The organism is Pseudomonas sp. Pse79, assembly GCF_024519615.1.
Classification (GTDB): domain Bacteria; phylum Pseudomonadota; class Gammaproteobacteria; order Pseudomonadales; family Pseudomonadaceae; genus Aquipseudomonas; species Aquipseudomonas veronii.
The window spans coordinates 629379-649547 of the sequence record NZ_JALJRR010000001.1 but is presented as its reverse complement, the minus strand read 5'-3'; the positions used below and the strand labels follow the sequence as shown (position 1 = coordinate 649547).

The following is a 20169-nucleotide window of genomic DNA, read 5'->3' as shown; positions in this document are numbered from 1 at the left end:
CCAACGAAGTGCGCCGAAGGCACCGTTAGAGTGCCCGCTCTTCAGGCTCTGGCCTGGGCTCAAGAGGGGAGACGTAAGTAGTTTCCGACGCTAGCCAGCTGAATGCATTCAGGCCAACGTAATGCCGGTTCGTGGGGACGGCGGCTGAAGGTAGCCGGTTGACGTTGGTTAACTCAATCTCATGGGAAGGCAACCGTTATGGCTTATACAACGATCAATCCATACAACGGCGAGTTGCTCGCACAATTCGATACGCTGACGGCTGAGCAACTGGAGCACAAACTGGCGGCTGCGGCGCAGTGCTATGCGACGTGGAAACACACAACGTATGCCCAGCGCGCCTCGATCATCGCGAAGGCCGGTGAATTGATGCATCAGCGCTTCGATGCCCTGGCCCGTAAGATCACGCTGGAAATGGGCAAGCGCATCGACGAGGCCCGAGGCGAAGTCAAATTCAGCGCCGATATCATGGCGTACTACGCCAAGAACGCGGAACGCTTCCTGGCCCCGCAAGCGCTGGAGCCGAGCCAAGGCGAGGCGCACATGGAGAGCAGTCCCATCGGCGTTATCTTTGGGGTCGAACCGTGGAACTTTCCGTTCTATCAGTTGGCTCGCGTGGCCGGTCCGCATTTGATGGCAGGCAACGTGCTGGTGATCAAGCATGCCGGTTGCGTGCCTCAATGCGCGATGGCCTTCGAGCAAATCCTGCTCGAAGCCGGCGCGCCTGCCGGGCTGTATACCAACCTGTCGATCTCCCATGAGCAGTCCAGACAGGTGGTCGATGACCCGCGTGTTCGCGGGGTTGCACTGACCGGCAGTGTCGCCGCGGGCCGCAGCCTGGCGGCCTGGGCCGGGCAGAACCTGAAACCGTCCTCCATGGAGCTGGGCGGCAGCGACGCATTCATTGTGCTGGAAGACGCCGACCTGGAGCTGGCCGTCAAATGGGCGATCTGGGGGCGGATGTACAACTGCGGGCAGACCTGTTGCGCGGCAAAACGCTTCATTGTCGTGGATAAGGTCGCCGATGCGTTCCTGAAGGGCTTTCAGGCCGGGCTCGCGGCGCTGAAACCCGGCGATCCCATGGACGAAGCGACGACCCTGGGCCCGCTGTCTTCGGAAGCGGCATTGGTGCAGTTGCTCGGGCAGGTTCGCACGGCGACCGATCACGGAGCGAAGGTTCTGCTCGGGGGCACACGTATCGATCGCCCCGGCGCCTTTATGACGCCGACCATTCTCACTGACATCGCCCCTGAAAACCCGGCGTTCCGGGATGAGTTCTTCGGCCCGGTGGCGCTGTTTTTCCGCGTCAAGGACGAAGACGCCGCGATCGCCCTGGCCAACGACTCCGACTTCGGCCTGGGCGGCTCGGTGTTCACACGTGACCTGGACAGGGGGCGTCGTGTGGCAAGTCGCGTCGAGACCGGGATGATGTTCATCAACAACATCAGTTGGAGCGATGCCGAGTTGCCCTTTGGCGGCATCAAGGACTCCGGCTATGGCCGCGAGTTGGGCGACATGGGTATCCAGCAGTTCGTGAATAAAAAACTGGTGCGTTACGTGTTGGCTCAGGCGCCGGTCTGAAGCCTTGTCCTGTTTACATTCCGGGTGCCCGGCCATGCGCGGGTGCCTTCAACGGAGCGCGCGATGTACGTCAATGTGGCTGTGCTGAAAGAAACCCACCCGCACGAACGACGTGTGGCCCTCGTGCCTGGCCTCTGCGCGAAGTTATGCGCGCTGGGGGCAAGGCTTCATATGCAGACGGGGGCGGGTGAAGCGAGTTTTTTGCCGGACGCTGCTTATTCGGATGTGCTGTTCGTGTCCAGCGGCGGACAGTGGCTGCATGAGGCCGATGTGCTTCTCGCGGTGCAGGCGCCTTCGCTGGAAGTCGTAGGCAAGATGAAGCCCGGGTCGGTACTCCTGTGTTTTGTGTATGCGCAGAAGAATCCGGCCTTGGTGCAACGTTTACTGGAGCGCCAAATCACGTGTTTTGCCATGGAGCGCCTGCCGCGCATCACGCGGGCCCAGTCGATGGATGCACTGTCCAGTCAATCGGCGTTGTCTGGGTACTATGCGGTCCAACTGGGCTCGGTGCAGATGTCTCGCATCCTGCCAAAAGTCACCACCGCGGCGGGTATCGTGGGGCCGGCGCGGGTATTGGTCCTGGGGTTGGGCGTGGCGGGGCTGGAGGCGATCGCGACTGCCCATCGTCTGGGCGCGGTGGTGGAGGGCTACGACGTGCGCCCGGAAACCGCGGAACAGGCGCGGTCCCTGGGGGCCGAGTTTGTCGATGTCGGGGTCGATGCGCGAGGCAAGGGCGGCTATGCACGGGAGCTGAGTGAGGCAGAGAAAACCCAAGTCGCTCAAGTGCTGACGGAGCATATCCAACAGGCGGACCTGGTCATTACCACGGCGGCAGTGCCGGGGCGGCCGTCCCCGCGCCTGATCAGTGCCGCACAGCTTGCCGGGATGAAACCTGGCGCGGTGATCGTCGATCTTGGCGCCGAAGGCGGCGGCAACTGCGAAGGCTGCGTGCCTGGACAGACCGTCACGATCGGTCGGGTAACCCTGATGGCGCCGTTGAATCTGCCCTCATCCTTGAGCCAAGACGCCAGCCTGCTGTATGCGAAAAACCAGTTCAACCTGTTGGCGCTGATGTTGAAGAACAACGTCATCAGCATCGACTGGGACGATCAGATTCTGGCGCAAACGGTACTCACCCATGCCGGCAAACTCATGCATTCGCTGAACCCGGCGGATGCCGCAACCCAGGAGAAGACCTCATGAACAGTGTTGGCTTCGTCGGGCTTTATATCTTCATGCTCGCCGCGTTCGCCGGCTGGGTCATCATCGGGCGGGTCCCGGCGATTCTGCACACGCCGTTGATGTCGGGCTCGAATTTTATCCATGGCATCGTGGTGATCGGCGGGCTTATCGGCCTGCTCGATGCGGCGAGCGTGGCCGAACAGGCGGCTGGTTTTGTCGCGGTGTTGCTGGGCGCGGGGAATGCCGCGGGCGGGTACGCCGTCACGGGCCGGATGCTGGCGATGTTCCAGACCAGCGCGCCGGAACCCAAGCGGCGCAAAGCTCATCACTCTGCCACCCGGAAGCCTGAAAAGGTTTGAGGTTTGACCATGTTGATTATGACGTCGCAGTGGCTGATAGGGCTGGTGTATTTCTTCGCCGCTTTTCTACTGATTTTCGGGTTGTGGCGCATGTCTTCGCCGGTCACGGCGGCCGGTGGCATTCATGTCGCCGGTTGGGGCATGGCGGCCGCCGTTATCGTGAGTTTTCTCTACGTATTTTCGGTGAGTGAGGCGGCCCGGCCACATTTGCCTGTCAACGTCAGCCTGGCGCTCGTCGCGCTGCTGCTGGGCGGTGGCGCAGCGTGGTGGAGCGGGCGCAAGGCGGCCATGACCGCCATGCCGCAGATGGTCGCGATATACAACGGCATGGGCGGGGGCGCCGCCGCCGCGATCGCCGCCATGGAGTTGTTCGGGGGCCGAGTGTTCGACCTTTCGGCATTGGCCGGCACCTTGTTTGGCGCGTTGATCGGTGCGATTTCGTTATCCGGCTCCTTGATTGCCTGGGCCAAGTTGGATGGCCGCATCAACAAGCCGCTGCACATGAAAGGCCTGCAACTGATCAACGCCTTGCTGATGCTGGTGACGCTGTGCGTAGGCGCTTGGCTGATGGTGGTCATGCACGCCGAACACGGTTCGTTGAACGGCGTGCTGTGGTTGATCGGTGTGTTCTTCGGCTGCGCGCTGTTGTTTGGTGTGCTGATGACATTGCCCATCGGCGGTGCCGACATGCCGGTGGTCATCTCCATCTACAATGCCTTCACCGGCCTGGCGGTCGGCCTGGAAGGGTTTGTGTTGCAGGTTCCGGCCATGATGATCGCCGGCATGCTGGTCGGCGCCGCGGGTGTGCTGCTCACATTGCTGATGGCCAAGGCCATGAATCGCACGGTCGCGCATGTGCTGTTTGCCCGATTTGGCGGCCAACCCGTGCGCAAAGGCGCGGCGATCGTGGGTGAGCTCAAGCCGACGGCGGCGAGTGATGCCGGCGTCGCCATGCGGTACGCCAATAAAGTCATCATCGTGCCCGGTTATGGCCTGGCCGTGGCGCAGGGCCAACAAAAGCTCTATGAGTTCGTGAAGTTGTTACAGGCCCACGGCGTGCTTGTGCGATTCGCGGTCCACCCGGTGGCGGGGCGTATGCCGGGACAAATGGACGTGCTACTGGCAGAGGCCGGTGTGCCTTACGACCTGATCTTCCAGTTGGACGACATCAACACCGATTTCGCCGACACCGATGTGGTGTTGGTGATCGGAGCAAACGACGTGGTCAACCCCGCCGCGCGCAGCGACAAAGCCTCGCCCATCTACGGCATGCCGATCCTGGATGTGGACAAGGCTCATCATGTGTACGTGGTCAAGCGCGGGGAGGGCAAGGGCTATGCTGGTATTCAGAACCAGCTGTTTTATGCGGAAAACTGCAACATGGTGTACGGCGATGCACAGGCCGTCCTGGTCAAGATGATCGAGGCGGTCAGAGGCTTGGGGTAACCAAGCGGGGCGACGTCACCGCGCAGGCGGTGAGTGACTTCAGTAGCGATCGAGAGTGTGAAAAGCATGAACACGTTGAGCCCCGACCTCGATAACGGCGCGCGCCAGGCGGCCTTGCTGACGGTGCGCCAGATGGCGGAAGCCGACCGGCTTTCGGTGGTTGCCGGCGTGTCGTCTTTCGAGTTGATGAGCAATGCCGGCGCGGCGGTGGCACACGAAATCCAGCGGCGCTGGACACCCCGGCCGCTGCTGGTGCTCTGCGGGCCGGGCAATAACGGCGGCGATGGTTTTGTCTGCGCGTACCGGCTTGCGCAAGCGGGCTGGCCAGTGCGGGTGGCGATGTGGGGCAGTCGCGCCGCGCTGAAAGGCGAAGCCGGGCAACATGCACAGCGCTGGCCGGGCGAGGTTCAAGCCCTGAGCCCCGCGGTGCTTGAAGGGGCCGAGCTGATTGTCGACGCGGTGTTCGGCGCCGGTCTCGCCCGTGCGCTGGAGGGGCAGGTGTTGGACACCCTGGCTGCGGCTGGCCGTGGTACGGTGCCGATTGTCGCGGTCGACACGCCCAGCGGAGTGATGGGCGATAGCGGTGAGTCGTTGGGCGCGGTGGCGGCGGTGCTGACGGTGACGTTTTTTCGCAAAAAGCCGGGGCATCTGCTGTTACCGGGGCGCGATCTGTGTGGCGAAGTGATTGTGGCCGATATTGGCACGCCCGAAGCGGTGCTCGACGCCATCGTCCCCCAGGCATTTGAGAATCACCCTGGGTTGTGGCTGCCCGATTTACCGCGAGCCGGTCTCGATACCGTCGCGGGGCACCCACCGGTCGTTGCGGCGGATGCCACGCAGGTGCTGACCCTTCACGAGAGCGAATTTCGGCGGATGTTCGACTTCGTCGGCGACAAACTGACCCGCACTCGAGCCGCTGCCCAGCACGGCTCGGCTGTGGTTGTGCATCGCGGCAGTGACACAGTGATTGCCTGCCCCGATGGCCGCGCCGTGATCCATTGCAGTGTGCCCTCGGCCGCTACTGGCGAGCTTTTGGGCGGCATTATTCGGTGGCTGCGGACCCAGGGCATGCCGGCCTTTCCGGCTGCGGCAGCGGGCGTGTGGTTGCATGATGTGGCCGCTGCCGAATTCGGCCCAGGGTTACTGGCCAAAGAAGTGCCGCATCTTTTACCTGGGTTATTGCGTCGACTGTACGGCTGATTGTCCGTGGACATGTCGGCGAGTGGTGTATTGCACGTCAAATGTCCGATTTGAAACGTGGATGGCCGTGCGTTTGATATTTATCAAGTACGCTTTGCCGGAAAAGCGCAGTTTACCCCCCAGAGGCTTCAGGTCATCGTCGTGTATCCAACAGAGCAGGCCGGGCTTTTTTCGGTTTTAACCTGATAGGCGTTCATGCCCAATCCATCGACCTGACGAACAATCAAAAAGAAAGATGAAGCCACTCTTGAAGTACCTTGCCCCTCGAAAAGGTTATATACGAAGGTATTCAACTAATGGCCTCTCACTGCGGTGTTGCAGTATCTGAGCTTCAATACAAAAAGTTTAACTTTACCGGCTATGAATTGGCCGGTGATCTGCGATTGCCGCGAGGCGCCGAAAGCCTGGTCGTTCTCGTCCATGCCAGTGGCGGCGGTCATTCGAACCCGCGTAACCATTTTATCGCGGAGTACCTGGCGCGCCACGGGATGGGCACCTTGGTGATCGACCTGCTGACAAGGACAGAGCAGCGCTGGGATAACCTGACCGGTGTGCTGCGTTTCGATATTGCATTGCTCGCCGATCGACTGGTCAAGGTCATCGACGCGATCGCCCGAGACGCTGAATTACGCCGACTTGCCATGGGCTTGTTCGGTGCCAGTACGGGCGCCGCCGCCGTGCTGGTCGCCGCGGCTCACGTGGGCGGTGTGCGGGCGGTGGTCTGTCGAGGCGGGCGCACCGATCTGGCCGCCCAGGCGTTGTGCGAGGTCAAAGCGCCGACGTTGCAAGTGGTGGGCGCGGAAGACCCGATGATCCTGCGCTTGAATGTGCGGACCAGTCGGGCGTTGCACTGCACGCAAAGCCTGGAGGTCGTCAAAGGCGCGACGCACCTTTTCAAAGAGCCGGGCACCCTGGCGGACGTAGCCAGGCTGACCGGCGATTGGTTCGAAAAGTACCTGCACAAGGAACCTTTGCCCAGCGAGCCTCTGCCTGGAATCAATGGCAAGGTTTCATCTTCTTAGCGCGGGCCTGTACAACCCAACCCGTCATGGAGCGAACATGCATTTCTTAGCCTTGGCGGTCGACTATGACGGAACCATTGCCGAAAACGGCAATGTTCCCGAACACGTCTGTACAGCGCTTGCCGGCCTCAAGGCTAGCGGTCGCAAGTTGCTGTTGATTACCGGCAGGGAGTTGCAGGCGCTCAAGCATCATTTTACCCAGCTCGATCTGTTTGACCTGGTGGTCGTGGAGAATGGCGCGCTCCTGTACGACCCGCGCACTGACACCGAGGAACTCATCGCCGATTCGGCCTCCACCGAACTGGTCGAGCGCCTGCGCGACAAAGGGGTTTCATCCTTGTCCGTCGGCAGGTCCGTCATCGCCACCTGGCATCCGTTCGAGGACGCGGTGATCAGCTCGATTCGCGAGCTGGGCCTGGAGCTGCAGATGACGTTCAACAAGGACGCGATCATGGTCCTGCCGACGGGGGTGAACAAGGCCTCGGGGCTGAGTGCCGCGTTGCTGAGGCTGGGCATCTGCGAACTGAATGTGGTCGGCGTGGGCGACGCCGAAAATGACCACGCGTTTCTCGCGATCTGCGGTTGTGCGGCGGCGGTGAACAACGCGATCGACTCAATCAAGGCCCGCGCGGACATCTGCCTGAGCCAGGATCACGGGCGCGGGGTCTGCGAGCTGATAGACATGCTGCTGCAAAAGGACGCCGCGCTGGTGCCGGTCGAGCGTATCGGCGTGCAACTGGGGCGGACCGCCGATGCACGCAAGGTGTGGTTGCCGCCGGAATCAGTGCTGCTGGTGATCGGCAATTCAGGCTCCGGCAAGTCGAGCTACGTGACCTGGCTGACAGAACGCATGGTCGAGGCCCACCAGGGCTTCTGCATCATTGATCCGGAAGGCGACTATCTGTCGCTGGACGGTGCGGTCACGGTCGGTGGCCTGACCACTCCGCCGACAACCGAAGAATCGTTGCATCACCTGTTACAGGCGCGGCTTAACGTGGTGGTGAGCACCCTGGCCCTGGACCCGGCCGCCCGCGTGCAGCTGTTCGGCGAATTACTGCCGTTTATCCAGCAGCTACGCAGCAGCACCGGCCGCCCGTACTGGATGGTCGTGGACGAGGCCCACTACATGCTGCCCCATTGCGCCGCTTGGCCTCCGGGGTTTCTGGCGAATATGGGGGCGATCATCGTTGCCCTGGACTTCGATCAAGTCTGCCCGTCGCTGCTGGACGCGGTAGACGTACTGGTGACCCTGGGCAGCACCGCCCGCGAACTGGTCCAACGCTACGCCCAGCATACGCAGCGACGCTGCCCCGAATTCCCGGCGCGCTCATCCGCGCCCGACTATTTCTGTCTGTGGGACGTTCGTCATGGCGGCGACGTGGTGCTGATGGCGCAGCAGCAACCCGAGCAGAAACATCATCGCCACAGCGGCAAGTATGCGGTCGGGGATGTGGGCGCCTGGCATGCATTCTACTTTCCCAGCCTTGACCAGCGCGCTTCGAACCTTGCGGAGTTTTTGTCTTCGCTTGCGCGCCTGGACGATCCCGCGTTCCGCCAACACCGCGAGGCCGGGGACTTTTCCAACTGGTTTCGCGAGGTGATCCGCGACGACGTGCTGGCCAACGAAACCCGTCTGCTTGAAAACGATGCATCTGTACCGCTGCGGGATGCCCAGGAACAGATCGCGCACCTGGTGCAATCGCGTTACCACTTGGAACCGCAGTGAATGGTCGGGCGGCGTGCGCGTCTACAGTTCCAGCTCGTGAACGATGCGATCAAAATCCCGGCCCAGATAGGCCGAGGTAAAACCCAATTGCTTGTACAAGCCATGAATCGGGTAATCGGTCGACAGGTCCGTCGAGCACATTTTGTGAAACCCCTCACGCTTGGCGGCATCGATCAGATGCCCCAGCAATAAACGGCCCAGGCCCCTGCGCAGCCACGGGTCGGCGACGGCGACCGCGCAATCGCACTGTTCGTCCTGATCGGTGGCACGCCGGTAGCGGCTGACACCGATTACCTGCAACTCGCCGTCATGGTGGATCAAGGCCAGGTAGCCGCGGCTGATCTGCGCTGACTCGCTCAGCAGTGTATCGATTGCGCTCGCATCGACATGGGTCACCGCGCCCAAAAACCGGAAGCGCAGCGACAGCGGCGACAACCGCTGGAAAAAATGCAGCAGGCCCAGGTGATCGTGCGTCGACAACGGACGGATAAGCACATGCGTTCCGTCGTGCAGTTTTTCCAGCCAATGCTCGGCGGGCGAGGTTTTATCCATCTCGGCAATCAGAGCCGCAGTGTGTTGATTAGCTAGCATGGGGGGCTCCAGCGCACAGTGGGGTCGAAGAACGGCCTTGTTCACACTGAGGGGTATGCGCAGCAGGCGTATTGATCAAGGTCAGAAAGCGTGATGCGGACTAACCGATCGTCCAGGGGCAGGTTGACTTGGATCAAACGGCCCCGCGCAGGCCGCGCCAGAATCGGACTCTCTGCTGATTCGCTCAGGGGCACGGCATGCCTGTCAAACCGCCCACTGCTGGTTTCATCGATCCGGCTGTACCTGAAGAGGAACAGCATTACAGCCGTTCCGCGCTGTGGCTGACGTGGCTGCTCGGCGCCGCGATGTTTGCGACAGTGGTCGGCGTGGCGCTGCAATTCACCGACGTCGAATCCTTCACACGCTTGCTGACCCAGGCAGAGCCGCTGTGGCTGGTCGGCGCCCTGGCGTTGCAAGTCCTGACGTATATGGCGCAAGGGCAGGTCTTTCGGGTGGTGCTCAGGGCCGGGACGCAGCCGCTTTCACTCTGGGAGGCAGGCAAACTCAGCGTGATGAAGCTGTTTGTCGATCAGGCCCTGCCGTCCTCCGGCATCAGCGGCGCCTTTGCGGTCGTGGCCTCCTTCGTCCGCCTCGGGTTCGCAAAACCGCTGGTGCTGGCGAGCCTGGTGCTGGATTTGTCCGGGTATTTCCTGGCCTATGCAGTGTCGGTCGGCGTGGCGTTACCGGTGGTGATCTTCCAGGGCCATGCCACGCCTGCGGTGGTGACGGCGTGCCTGGTGTTCGTTGCCGTCAGCCTGTTGCTGGCAGTGGTCACGCCAAGGCTGGCCGGCAATCGGCGCCTGGTCGCGCATTTGCCGGGGCGACATTTTCCGATTGTCGCCAGAATTGCGTCATTGCTCACCGGGGCCGACAAGCAACTGGTACGCAGCCAAGGGTTACTCTGGCGGATTACCTTGCTGGAATTGGTGATCATTGTGCTCGACAGCGCCACATTGTGGGTGCTGGTGCGCGCGCTGGGTGTGTCCGCGCCGCCGTTGGGGCTGTTTGCCGGTTTTATGCTGGCCAGCGTGCTGCGCAGTATCGGCATTGTGCCGGGCGGGCTCGGCGCCTTTGAAGCGGCGGCGGTGGTCACGCTGCATTGGGTGGGGGTGAACATTGCGGTGGCGCTTTCCGCCACGTTGTTATTCCGCGGGCTGACGTTCTGGTTGCCGATGCTGCCCGGCCTCTGGTTGGCCCATCGTGAATGGCGATCCAACGTCAAGCCGCCCACCCGCGTGGCAACCGGCGATTATTGGAGCCCGCCAGTCAGCCAGGTGTTCAGCAGCCTGCACAGCACGCCGCAGGGCTTGAGCGAGGCCGACGCCAACGCGCGGGTGCGCAGCGCGCCGGCCACGCCCAAAGACCGACCGCGCGGCCTGGCCCGGTTGGTGCTGGAGCAAATGCGGACGCCCTTGGTGCTGATCCTGATCGTGGGTGCGCTGGTCGCCGTGGTGGTGGGGGATTGGCTGGATGCGGCGATTGTCGGCTGCATCGTGCTGATCAGCGCGGTTCTCAGCGCCTGGTATGAAAATCGCGCCAGTACGGCGGTGGAGCAACTGCGCAGCAAGATCGCGCTGCGCGCCACGGTGCGGCGCGACGGCAAGGCCGTGGACATCGCCGCCAGCGAGGTGGTGCCGGGGGATATCCTGATACTCAGCGCCGGCAGCCTGATCGCGGCCGATGGTCGGATCCTGCAGGCGCTCGATTGCTTCATCGGTGAAGGCCTGCTCACCGGCGAAACCTTCCCGGTGGAAAAATTGCCGGGCGACTGCGCCGCCGATGCCACGCTCGGGCAGCGGCATAATTGCGTGTTCATGGGCACCTCGGTGCGCAGCGGCACCGCCGAGGTGCTGGTCACGCGCTACGCCTCGGACAGTGAGATCGGGCGCATTGCCAAGACCCTGACGCTGCGCCCGCCCGAGACGGAGTTCGAGCGCGGCCTGCGTCGCTTCGGCAGCTTGCTGTTGCGGGTGATGCTGGTGATCACGATCGTGGTGTTCGGCATCAATATCCTGCTGCATCGTCCCGCGCTCGACACCCTGTTGTTTGCCATCGCGTTGTCCATCGGGCTGTCGCCGGAACTGTTGCCGGCGATCCTGAGCATCACGCTGGCCAAAGGCGCGCAACGCATGGCCGCCAAAGGGGTCATCGTGCGTCACCTCAATGCGATTGAAAACCTCGGGGCGATGGACATCCTGTGTACCGACAAGACCGGTACGCTGACCCGCGGCGTCGTCGTGCTGGACGGCGCCATGGATCTGGCGGGCAATGCCGATGCCACGATCCTGCAACTGGCGGTGTTCAACTCCAGCCTGCAGACCGGCATGCGCAACGCCATGGACGATGCGATCACCCTGGCCGGCAAAACCCTGGCGCCATGCCCCGGCGCGAGCAAGCTCGATGAAGTGCCATATGACTTCGTGCGCAAGCGCCTGAGCGTGGTGGTCGCGAATGCGCCTGAGGCCGCCCGGCTGATGGTGACCAAGGGGGCGCTGGACAATGTGCTTGAGGTTTGCACACAGGTGCGCCGCGGCGAACAGTTGCTGGCGCTGAGCGACACCGAGCGGGCCGCCATCGCGCAGCGTTTCGCCGACTGGAGCGAGCAGGGCTTCAGGGTTTTGGGCCTGGCCACGCGGGTCTTGCCGGACCAGCCGCACTACGGCCGGGATGAAGAAAAGGCCATGACCTTCCGCGGTTTTCTGTTGTTCTTCGACCCGCCGGAGCCGGGGGTGAAAGACACTCTCGCCAACCTCGAGCGCCTGGGTGTGCAAGTCAAGATCATCAGTGGCGACAGCCATCTGGTCGCCCGCCATGTCGGCATGGCCGTGGGCCTGCCCGTAGAGCGCATCATCACCGGCGCCGAGCTGGCGGCCATGAAAGACGAAGCATTGATGCACCTGGCGCCACTGACGACGCTCTTTGCCGAGGTCGACCCCAACCAGAAAGAACGCATCATCCGCGCCCTGCAGAAGACCGGGCACGTTGTCGGCTATATGGGCGATGGCATCAACGATGCCCCGGCGCTGCAAGTCGCCGATATCGGGATCTCGGTGGATAACGCCGCCGACGTGGCCAAGCAGGCCGCCGACTTCGTGTTGCTGGAGCACAACCTCGACGTGTTGCGCGAAGGCATCGAAGAGGGCCGGCATACCTTTGCCAATACCTTGAAGTACATTTCCATCGTCTCCAGCGCCAATTTCGGCAACATGATCAGCATGGCCCTGGCTTCGTTGGTATTGCCGTTCCTGCCGATGCTGGCCAAGCAGATACTGCTCAACAACTTCCTGTCCGATATCCCCTCCATGGGGATCGCCAGCGACAACGTCGACCGCGAATGGGAAAACACCCCGCACCGCTGGAATATCAGGGAAATCCGCACCTTCATGGTGGTGTTCGGGCTGGTCAGTTCGCTGTTCGATGTGCTCACGTTCGCGGCCCTGTACCTGCTGGCGGAAAAGGGCCCGGAAGTGTTTCGCAGCGGCTGGTTCGTCGAATCGCTGCTGACCCAACTGCTGACAATCTTCATCGTGCGAACCTACCGCCCGTTCTACCAAAGCCGCCCGGCCACACTGCTGTTGCTCAGCGCCGCAGCCATCGGCCTGCTGGCCGTCGGGCTACCTTACAGCCCGATCGCGTCCTGGTTCGGCCTGGTGCCCTTGCCACTGCCGATCCTGCTGACAGTGCTGGCAATCAGCCTGGCCTACATGGGCGCGGCGGAATGGGTCAAGCGGCTCTTTTACCGTCGCCAGCGGTTGAGCCGCGCTCGCGCTGCGCCGTAGCGTGGCGTGAGGGGTTACTCGTTACGTGCCCACGTGACGTTCACGCCGTACTGACTATCACCGTAGCGGTACTGCGCCTTGCCTTTGAATGCGCCTTCCAGTGCATGCGCCAGGCGATTGGCCAGATGAATGCCGGTGGTGGTCACCATCAGGTCGTCCGCCACCTCCGTCACGCGCATGATGCGCTCCAGCGCATGCTCGGCCATTTCGGTTTTTTCGGTGTTTTCGATCAGGTGGATGATTTCATCATGGTGCTTTTGCAAGAAGCCGCCCGATAGCATCAGGGTGCCGGCCGGCATGTTGTCCGCGATGCGGCGGCAGGCCGGGCAGGTGACGGTTTGCGCGTCATGCACCACCGCGTTTTCAGGTCGGTTCCAGGTCCAGTTCCCGGCCTGATACACCGCGTCGCACTGCGGGCACACCGCCGAACCTTCAACCCGCGGCAAGCAATAGGGATCATGGGGCGGCGTTTTGAACAGCTTGTTTTTCTGACTCTGCTGATACTTGTCCATGGTGTTTCTCCTGACGCATCGAGAGGGGCAAACCCACGTGTTGACGATCGGGTGGATTTCACAGGTTGATTTGGACGCTGTTTCCGCCCGAGCGGGTTGATTTTTGTCAACTCGCAGAGCGCCCGGCGACCGCCGGTGTAAGCGTTGCGGCGGGCGTCGGCAAGGGGTGTGAGTTTGTTGATAAAAGTCAACCTCGCCGCAGGCACTTCAGAGAAGCATGCAAGTTCCGTCGACGTGAGAGGAGAGCACCCTGATGGCTCACAGTAAAATCGTGTTTCGCGCGGCTGCCCGCGAGAAGATCCTCAGCGGCGCCACCCAATTGGCGGACGCGGTGCGCGTGACGCTGGGGCCGAAGTCCAAGTCGGTGTTGATGCAGAACAAGTGGGGCAACCCGACGGTCTGCAACGATGGCGTCACGATTGCCAAACGCATTGACCTGCAGGACCCCGAGGAGAACCTCGGCGCGCAAATGCTGCGCCAGGCCGCGGAACGCACGGGTGACGCGGTCGGCGACGGGACCAGCACGTCAACGGTGCTGGCCCATGCGATCCTGGCCGATGGCATCCGCAACGTGGTCGCGGGGGCCAGCGCGATCGATCTCAAACGCGGCCTGGATCGGGGCCTGCTGCTGGTCGTCGAGTCGCTGGCGGCGCAGTCCCGCCCCGTCAGCACGCCCAAGGAAAAAGCCCAGGTGGCGACGCTGTCGGCGCATAACGACGCGGTCATCGGTCAACTGGTGGCCGACGCGCTGGAGAAGGTCGGCGTTGAAGGCGTGGTCAGCGTCGAAGAGTCCAAGACCACCGAAACGGTGGTCGAGGTCATGGAGGGCATGCGCTTTGACCGGGGTTATGTCTCACCTTATTTCGTCACCGACACCGAGAAAATGCAGGTCGAACTCGACGATGCCTGCCTGCTGCTCTGTGACCACAAGATCGGCATACTCAAAGACTTGCTGCCGTTGTTGGAACAGGTCGCCAAAAGCGGTCAGCCCCTGGTGTTGATCGCAGATGACATCGAAGGCGAAGCGTTGACCACGCTGGTGGTCAACCACATCCGCGGCGTGCTCAAGGCCGTGGCGATCAAGGCCCCAGGCTTTGGCGACCGGCGCAAGGACATGCTGCAGGACATGGCCGTATTGACCGGCGCCACGGTGGTCTCCAACGAACTGGGGATCAGCCTCGAACAGGTCGACCTGCAGCAGTTGGGGCGGGCCCATCGGGTGGTGGTGTCGAAGGACAGCACTTCGCTGATCGGCGGCGCCGGTACACGCGCCGCGATCGACGCGCGCCTGCAGCAGATCCGCGGGCAAATGGCGGCTACCACCAGCGATTACGACCGTGAAAAGCTGCAGGAGCGGCTGGCCAGGCTGTCCGGCGGCGTCGCGGTGATCCGGGTCGGCGCGCCGTCCGAAGCCGAAATGAAAGCGCGCAAGGACGCCCTGGATGACGCGATCTCGGCGACCCGCGCGGCGATCACCGAAGGGATTGTCCCTGGCGGCGGCCTCGCGCTGCTCAAAGCGGTGCCGCTGATCGCCGCCGAGGAAACCCGGCAGGAGGGCGATGTCCGCACCGGCCTGCAGATACTGCGCCGGGCCCTGGAAGCACCGGCGCGGCGCATTGCGGAAAACTCGGCGGTGGACGCCGGCGTGGTCGTTGCGCGCATGCTGGCGGAGCCGGGCAACATTGGCTTTGATGCGTCCGCCAATACTTATGTCGACATGTACGAAGCCGGCATCATCGATCCGACCAAAGTCGTGCGTATTGCCCTGGAAAATGCAGTTTCCGTGGCCAGTATCCTGCTGCTGACCGAAGCGACCATTACCGATATCCCAGAAAAAGAACCGCCAGCCCAACCGTCGTTCCCTGAAGGTTGAGCGCCTGCTCGCGCCTTGCTTCGATTTGAATCGCCCTGATGGAGGCATGCACCCATGAACGTAACCAAGGCAATCGCCGGCCGGCGCTCGACACGCGACTACACGCCAGAACCGCTCGATGAAAAACTCATTTGTCGCTTGATCGATGCCGCCGCCCAGGCGCCCAGCGCGATGAACCAACAACCGTGGACGTTCACGGTGATCCGCGACCAGGCGCTGCTGGAGCGGGTTTCCCGCGAAGCCAGGGCCTGGATGCTCGCCACCACGCCCGCCGGAACGCACTCCAGCCATTTCCAAGCGTTGCTCAGCGAGGACAGTTTTCAGATTTTCTACCACGCGCCGGTCCTGGTGCTGATCTCGGGCAACGCGCCCAATCAGTGGATTGTCGAAGACTGTGCCCTGGCGGCCGAGAACCTGATGCTCGCGGCGTATGCCGAGGGGCTCGGGACGTGCTGGATCGGTTTCGCCCAGGGCTTTCTGAATACGCCGCAGGGTAAGCAGGCGCTCGGCCTGCCCGCCGAGTGGATACCCGTGGCACCGATTATCGTGGGGCACCCGAAGTCTGTGCCCGCGCCCATCGTGCATAAGACCCCAGAGATCCATTGGATAGGCTGATGCCCCAGGCAGGGCTACCGTTGATCCAGCGGTTGACCGGTGTCTCGGTTTTCTGACGTGGATCAGATCGCCCGCCAGGCCGGCTCCTATGCTCGGATTGAACCCACGACGTTGAGATGAGCTGAAATGAACAAGCCACGCTTGCTTGGCCAGTGCTTGCTGATCGCGGCAAGTGTTCTGCTGTTACCGTCCACCGGCGCATTTGCCAACCCCGCGATGCCAGGGTTAGGGCTAGGGCCAGGGCAGGGCGGTATGTTCCGTCACGCCTCGAATTTCGATTGGGTCAAGCATACGCAGCAGACCCTGGAAGAACTCAAGGGCAAGCTCAGTCTCAAGCCGGAGCAAATGCCCGCCTGGGAAACCTGGGCCGCAGGCGTCATCGCAGACGCCAATCAGCAAGTGGAAAACGACAACCCAGCCGCTACTGACAAGGCAAATGCCAGACAAGCGCTGAAGGACGAAACAACACCGCAGAGAATGGCCAAAGGCATAGAGCGCCTGCGCACGCAAACCAGCTGGATGCAGGCGCAACTGGCCCGTCTGGACGCGGCTCAGGCACGCACCCAAACCTTCTACGATGCCCTCGATGCCCAGCAAAAAACCATCTTCGATCTGTTCTGGACGGTGATGCATCACCGCATCGCCGATCAGGACGGTTGGCGAATGCCCATGCACATGCCCATGCACATGGCATGGCCGCAAGGGTGCGGCGGGCTCAACCCGACCAGCCAACCGTAATGCTATTCGCGAGCCTCCTGGGTGAACATCATGAACAGTGACTCAGTAAAACAGTGCGTGCTGACAGGGTTCATCCTGCTGGCTGCCGCCGTTGCATTGCCGGCGCATGCCGGGCCGCATGGCGGTGGGCACGGGGGCGGGCCGGGCTGGTGGGGGTTTGGCCTCGGCCTGGGACTGGGTTGGGAAGCCGCGCGCATCGCCACGCCGTATTACTACCCGACGTATCCGGTTTATTACTATCCCGCCCCGACGTACTACTACCCGGCCAGCCCGCCGACGGTGGTGGTCGAGCCTCAGCCCGTCACGGCCGCGCCATCGGCCTGGTACTACTGCGATTCCGCCAAAGGCTATTACCCGAGCGTACGCCAGTGTCCTGAGGGATGGCGCATGGTTCCCGCGACGCCGCCGCCTGGCCCCATCCGTTAAGACCGTGGACGCGTGGGCTGTTTTTCATTCCTCCCTGGAGCCAGATCATGAGCCAATACCAGTGTTTGTTACTGATCATCAATCCCGCCCTGCGTGACTCCCCGGCAATCGGCCATGCTGCCGCCCTGGCCAAGGCCAGCGGCGCGAGCCTGCATATTGTCGCGCTGGCAGCACCGTTGGACATCTTGTTACTACTGGCCGAGAACGTGCGTGAAAAGGCCCGGGCCAGCTACCTCGAGGACCACCGCGACTGGCTGAACGCCCAAACCAAGAATCTCCACGCCCTGGGGCTCAACGTGACCGCCCAGGTGGCCTGGGCCACCAACCTCAAGCAAGACATCCTGGATTACGTCACCGAGACGCAGCCCGATCTGTTGATCAAACAAGTGCAGCAAGAGTCCGCGTTCAAGCGCGCGTTCTTCACCCCGCTGGACTGGCAGTTGCTGCGCGAGTGTCCGATTCCGGTCTATCTGGTCGGCGGTGGTGGGCATGCCTTGCCGCGCATCGTCGTGGCAGCGGTTGACGTGTCGAATGTTCAGCCGGCCAACAGCGCGTTGAACCAGCGCATCATTGAGCAGGCCACCAGCCTGGCGCTGCAATGCGATGCCGAGCTGCACCTGCTGTATGCCTGCGATATGTCGACGATCTACATGGCTGACATGGGCGGTATGGCCCTGTCCAATCTCAGTAAGGACCTGGCGAGCAAGGAGGAAAAAACCTTCCTCGAACTGGCGCGAGACTATGGCGTGCCTTCCGATCGTCATCACTTCGTTTTGGGCAATCCGGTTGCGGTGTTGAGTCAATTCGCCAAGGAACACCAGGTGGATGTGATCGTGATGGGCCGGGTCCAGTATCACGGCATCGAGAAGCTGCTGGGCAGTACCACCGAACACATTCTCTATCAGGTGCCTTGCGGCGTACTGGCGGTCTAGCGCGGCAAAGGCGGTGTGCAATGAAACCACAGATGAGGTGACCCATGAGTTATAGCCCTTCGCTGCAAACGCTCTGGCAGGATCGGTCGGTGGCCGGTCAAAGCCTGGTGGAGCCGTTGCTCAGATACGCCCGCCGCCCCGACGTGATCATCCTGGCCTTGCCGCGTGGCGGCGTCCCGGTGGCGTATGAGGTGGCCACGGCCCTGCAGGTGCGCCTGGATCTGATGGTGGTACGCAAGCTCGGCATGCCGTCCCAACCCGAATTCGCCATGGGCGCCATCGCCAGTGGCGGTATCCAGATCCGCAATGAAGAGGTGCTGCGGGCTCATTCGATTGATCAAGACAGTTATGACTCGGTGGTCGCCCGCGAAACTCGCGAGTTATCGCGCCGTGAGCAGGTTTACCGGGGCACGCGGGCGCCGCTGCAGTTGAAGGATCAGGTGGTCATCCTGATCGATGACGGCCTGGCCACAGGGGCCTCGATGCTCGCCGCGATCCAGGCGGCGCAGGTGCAGGCCCCGGCGCGGATCGTCGTGGCGGTGCCGGTCGCGCCGCTGGATACGGTGGAGACCCTGCGCTGCATCGTCAATGAAGTGATCTGCCCGCTGATTCCTGAGCGGATGATGTCCATCGGTTACTGGTACTCGAACTTCCCCCAGACCACCGATGCAGAGGTCATTGAGTTATTGCAGCGGGCCTGGCAACGCGAATCGACTGAAGCGCACCCGCTGTAGATGCGTCGCGCCAGGTGAGCCTTACACACCGAACGGAAAGGTTTCGTCTTCCGCTTCCAGCTCCTCGTTTTTGGGCAGTGCCAGGGCCTTTACCGCCTGCGTCTGCTCGAACCAGAGCATGGCGTCGAACTGTTCGGCCAGTACCGCTTCGAAGTAGTGGCTGTCGCGTTCGGTTGTGGGCCGGTAAATCACGCCAATCGCGCGTTCCAGCAGGGTGGCGGACAACACCGTGCGCAGCTCGGCGCGCTGCGGGTCGCGCCAGTCGGTCAACGACGCCGGCACGCCGGCTTCGAGGAACTGATGCTCCCAACTGTCGGGACGGGAAGGCCGCACCGCCTTGATGAGCATCTCGGCGTCCCAATCGTCGGCCGCCGCCACGTGGCCACGGTCGGTGCTCATGCCGATCAGCACGGCGTCGCGCCCATAGGCACTGCGGCACAGCTGGCCGATGTTGAACTGGCCCTTCCAGCCCATCTCCGTGGCAGCGGCGTTGCCGATATGCGAGTTGTGCGCCCAGACCACCGCTTTGGCCTGCGGGCCCCGGTGTTCCAGCAGGGCGCGCAGGGTGTCGAACATGTGGCGGTCACGCAGGTTCCACGACGCGGTCGAGCCGCGATAGACGGCGCGGTAGTACTGTTCCGCCGCACGCACCACGCGGGCGTTTTGCGTGGCGTTGAAAAACCCTTCGTCATCCTGGATGAGCCCGGCCAATTGCTTGGCCAGCATCACGTTGAGTTGTTCGACCACCTGCGGTTCACAGGGCATCAGGCCATTGCGTTCGACGAAGTGACCGTACAAGGCCGGGTCATCCTGCCAGGGCGTCAGGCAGCCGTAGCGCCGCCGTGCTTCCTGGGCCAGTTGCGGGTCGACGCTGTCCAGATAGTGCAGCACCTCATGGATCGAGTTGCGCATGCTGTAAACGTCGAGGCCACGGAACTCCACGCGGTCTGCACTGGCGCGTTGATGGTTGTAGCGGTGCAGCCAGTGGGCAAAGGCTTTGACCTCGGCGTTGCGCCACATCCAGGTGGGGAAGCGGCTGAAGATATGGCGTTTCCAGGCCGACGGGGCCAGCCCTCGGACGTACTTGTCGACATGCCCTGCATCGGGCCAGTCGGCCTCAACGGCGACGATGGAGAAGCCATGCCGCTCAATCAAGCGCTGCGTGATGGCGGCTCGGGCGCGATAGAAATCGCTGGTGCCGTGGCTGGCTTCGCCGATCAGCACCACCCGCGCATCCGCGTAGCGATCGAACATTTCGCCGAACGCCGCAGAATCGAACGCCGGCAGAGGCTCGGCAAATTGGCGCAGGACCGCCGCGATGGCGGCTCTATCGACCTGCCGAGACGCGCCATAGTGTTTATCCAGCATGCGTTGGGCGGGTGTGCTCACGGCCGTCGTCCGGTTCAGTGTTTATCTATTCCTACACCCTGACTCAGGTGAATCATTGAGTTTT

At 62.5% G+C, this 20169-nt stretch carries 17 protein-coding genes; 14 read left to right on the top strand and 3 right to left on the bottom strand.

Going from position 1 to position 20169, the window contains the following annotated elements; all coding sequences use genetic code 11:
• The first annotated feature begins 198 nt into the window (after positions 1 to 198).
• The 7 genes from NR164_RS02770 (at position 199) to NR164_RS02740 (ending at position 8516) form a co-directional block, all read left to right on the top strand.
• Positions 199 to 1581, top strand: a complete 1383-nt coding sequence (locus tag NR164_RS02770) for an NAD-dependent succinate-semialdehyde dehydrogenase (protein ID WP_017845764.1) — start codon at positions 199 to 201, stop codon at positions 1579 to 1581.
• 63 nt (positions 1582 to 1644) lie between these two features.
• Positions 1645 to 2784: an NAD(P) transhydrogenase subunit alpha gene (locus tag NR164_RS02765; RefSeq protein ID WP_046383386.1), complete on the top strand. Its 1140-nt coding sequence runs from the start codon at positions 1645 to 1647 to the stop codon at positions 2782 to 2784.
• Positions 2781 to 3122, top strand: a complete 342-nt coding sequence (locus NR164_RS02760; RefSeq protein ID WP_017845766.1) for an NAD(P) transhydrogenase subunit alpha — start codon at positions 2781 to 2783, stop codon at positions 3120 to 3122. Before NR164_RS02765 ends, NR164_RS02760 begins: the two co-directional genes overlap by 4 nt.
• Before the next feature lie 9 nt (positions 3123 to 3131).
• Entirely contained in the window at positions 3132 to 4568 is a 1437-nt protein-coding gene (locus NR164_RS02755; protein ID WP_017845767.1) for an NAD(P)(+) transhydrogenase (Re/Si-specific) subunit beta, read from the top strand.
• 66 nt (positions 4569 to 4634) lie between these two features.
• Positions 4635 to 5768, top strand: a complete 1134-nt coding sequence (locus NR164_RS02750; RefSeq protein ID WP_256822261.1) for an NAD(P)H-hydrate epimerase — start codon at positions 4635 to 4637, stop codon at positions 5766 to 5768.
• Between the two features lie 296 nt (positions 5769 to 6064).
• Positions 6065 to 6790: a dienelactone hydrolase family protein gene (locus tag NR164_RS02745; RefSeq protein ID WP_177033227.1), complete on the top strand. Its 726-nt coding sequence runs from the start codon at positions 6065 to 6067 to the stop codon at positions 6788 to 6790.
• Between the two features lie 37 nt (positions 6791 to 6827).
• Positions 6828 to 8516, top strand: coding sequence for an HAD-IIB family hydrolase (locus NR164_RS02740; protein ID WP_046484227.1), 1689 nt, complete (start codon positions 6828 to 6830; stop codon positions 8514 to 8516).
• 21 nt (positions 8517 to 8537) lie between these two features.
• Here the strand turns inward: NR164_RS02740 and NR164_RS02735 are convergent, their stop codons facing one another.
• Positions 8538 to 9107, bottom strand: a complete 570-nt coding sequence (locus NR164_RS02735; RefSeq protein WP_236255115.1) for a GNAT family N-acetyltransferase — start codon at positions 9105 to 9107, stop codon at positions 8538 to 8540.
• A 197-nt stretch (positions 9108 to 9304) separates the two neighbouring features.
• On the opposite strand from NR164_RS02735, the gene mgtA reads away from it, so the two are divergent.
• Positions 9305 to 12886 carry a magnesium-translocating P-type ATPase gene (gene mgtA / locus NR164_RS02730; protein WP_256822260.1) on the top strand — a complete coding sequence of 1194 codons (3582 nt, stop codon included), beginning with the start codon at positions 9305 to 9307 and terminating at the stop codon, positions 12884 to 12886.
• A 14-nt stretch (positions 12887 to 12900) separates the two neighbouring features.
• Here mgtA and NR164_RS02725 read toward each other — a convergent pair whose 3' ends face one another.
• Positions 12901 to 13398 (bottom strand): BCAM0308 family protein, encoded by a 498-nt coding sequence (locus tag NR164_RS02725; RefSeq protein ID WP_017845773.1) that lies wholly within the window; start codon positions 13396 to 13398, stop codon positions 12901 to 12903.
• 253 nt (positions 13399 to 13651) lie between these two features.
• On the opposite strand from NR164_RS02725, the gene groL reads away from it, so the two are divergent.
• From groL to NR164_RS02695, 6 genes are all read left to right on the top strand, one after another.
• Positions 13652 to 15271, top strand: coding sequence for a chaperonin GroEL (groL, locus tag NR164_RS02720; protein ID WP_256822259.1), 1620 nt, complete (start codon positions 13652 to 13654; stop codon positions 15269 to 15271).
• A gap of 54 nt (positions 15272 to 15325) precedes the next feature.
• Entirely contained in the window at positions 15326 to 15886 is a 561-nt protein-coding gene (locus tag NR164_RS02715; protein ID WP_256822258.1) for a nitroreductase, read from the top strand.
• A gap of 126 nt (positions 15887 to 16012) precedes the next feature.
• Entirely contained in the window at positions 16013 to 16624 is a 612-nt protein-coding gene (locus tag NR164_RS02710; protein ID WP_256822257.1) for a Spy/CpxP family protein refolding chaperone, read from the top strand.
• A gap of 30 nt (positions 16625 to 16654) precedes the next feature.
• On the top strand, positions 16655 to 17050 hold the full coding sequence (locus NR164_RS02705; RefSeq protein WP_026139877.1) for a hypothetical protein: 396 nt from the start codon (positions 16655 to 16657) through the stop codon (positions 17048 to 17050).
• Positions 17051 to 17097: 47 nt separating this feature from the next.
• On the top strand, positions 17098 to 17982 hold the full coding sequence (locus NR164_RS02700; RefSeq protein ID WP_256822256.1) for a universal stress protein: 885 nt from the start codon (positions 17098 to 17100) through the stop codon (positions 17980 to 17982).
• Positions 17983 to 18026: 44 nt separating this feature from the next.
• Positions 18027 to 18716, top strand: a complete 690-nt coding sequence (locus NR164_RS02695) for a phosphoribosyltransferase (protein ID WP_256822254.1) — start codon at positions 18027 to 18029, stop codon at positions 18714 to 18716.
• A gap of 21 nt (positions 18717 to 18737) precedes the next feature.
• Here NR164_RS02695 and NR164_RS02690 read toward each other — a convergent pair whose 3' ends face one another.
• Positions 18738 to 20084, bottom strand: coding sequence for an erythromycin esterase family protein (locus tag NR164_RS02690; RefSeq protein ID WP_102618215.1), 1347 nt, complete (start codon positions 20082 to 20084; stop codon positions 18738 to 18740).
• Between the last annotated feature and the right edge of the window lie 85 nt (positions 20085 to 20169).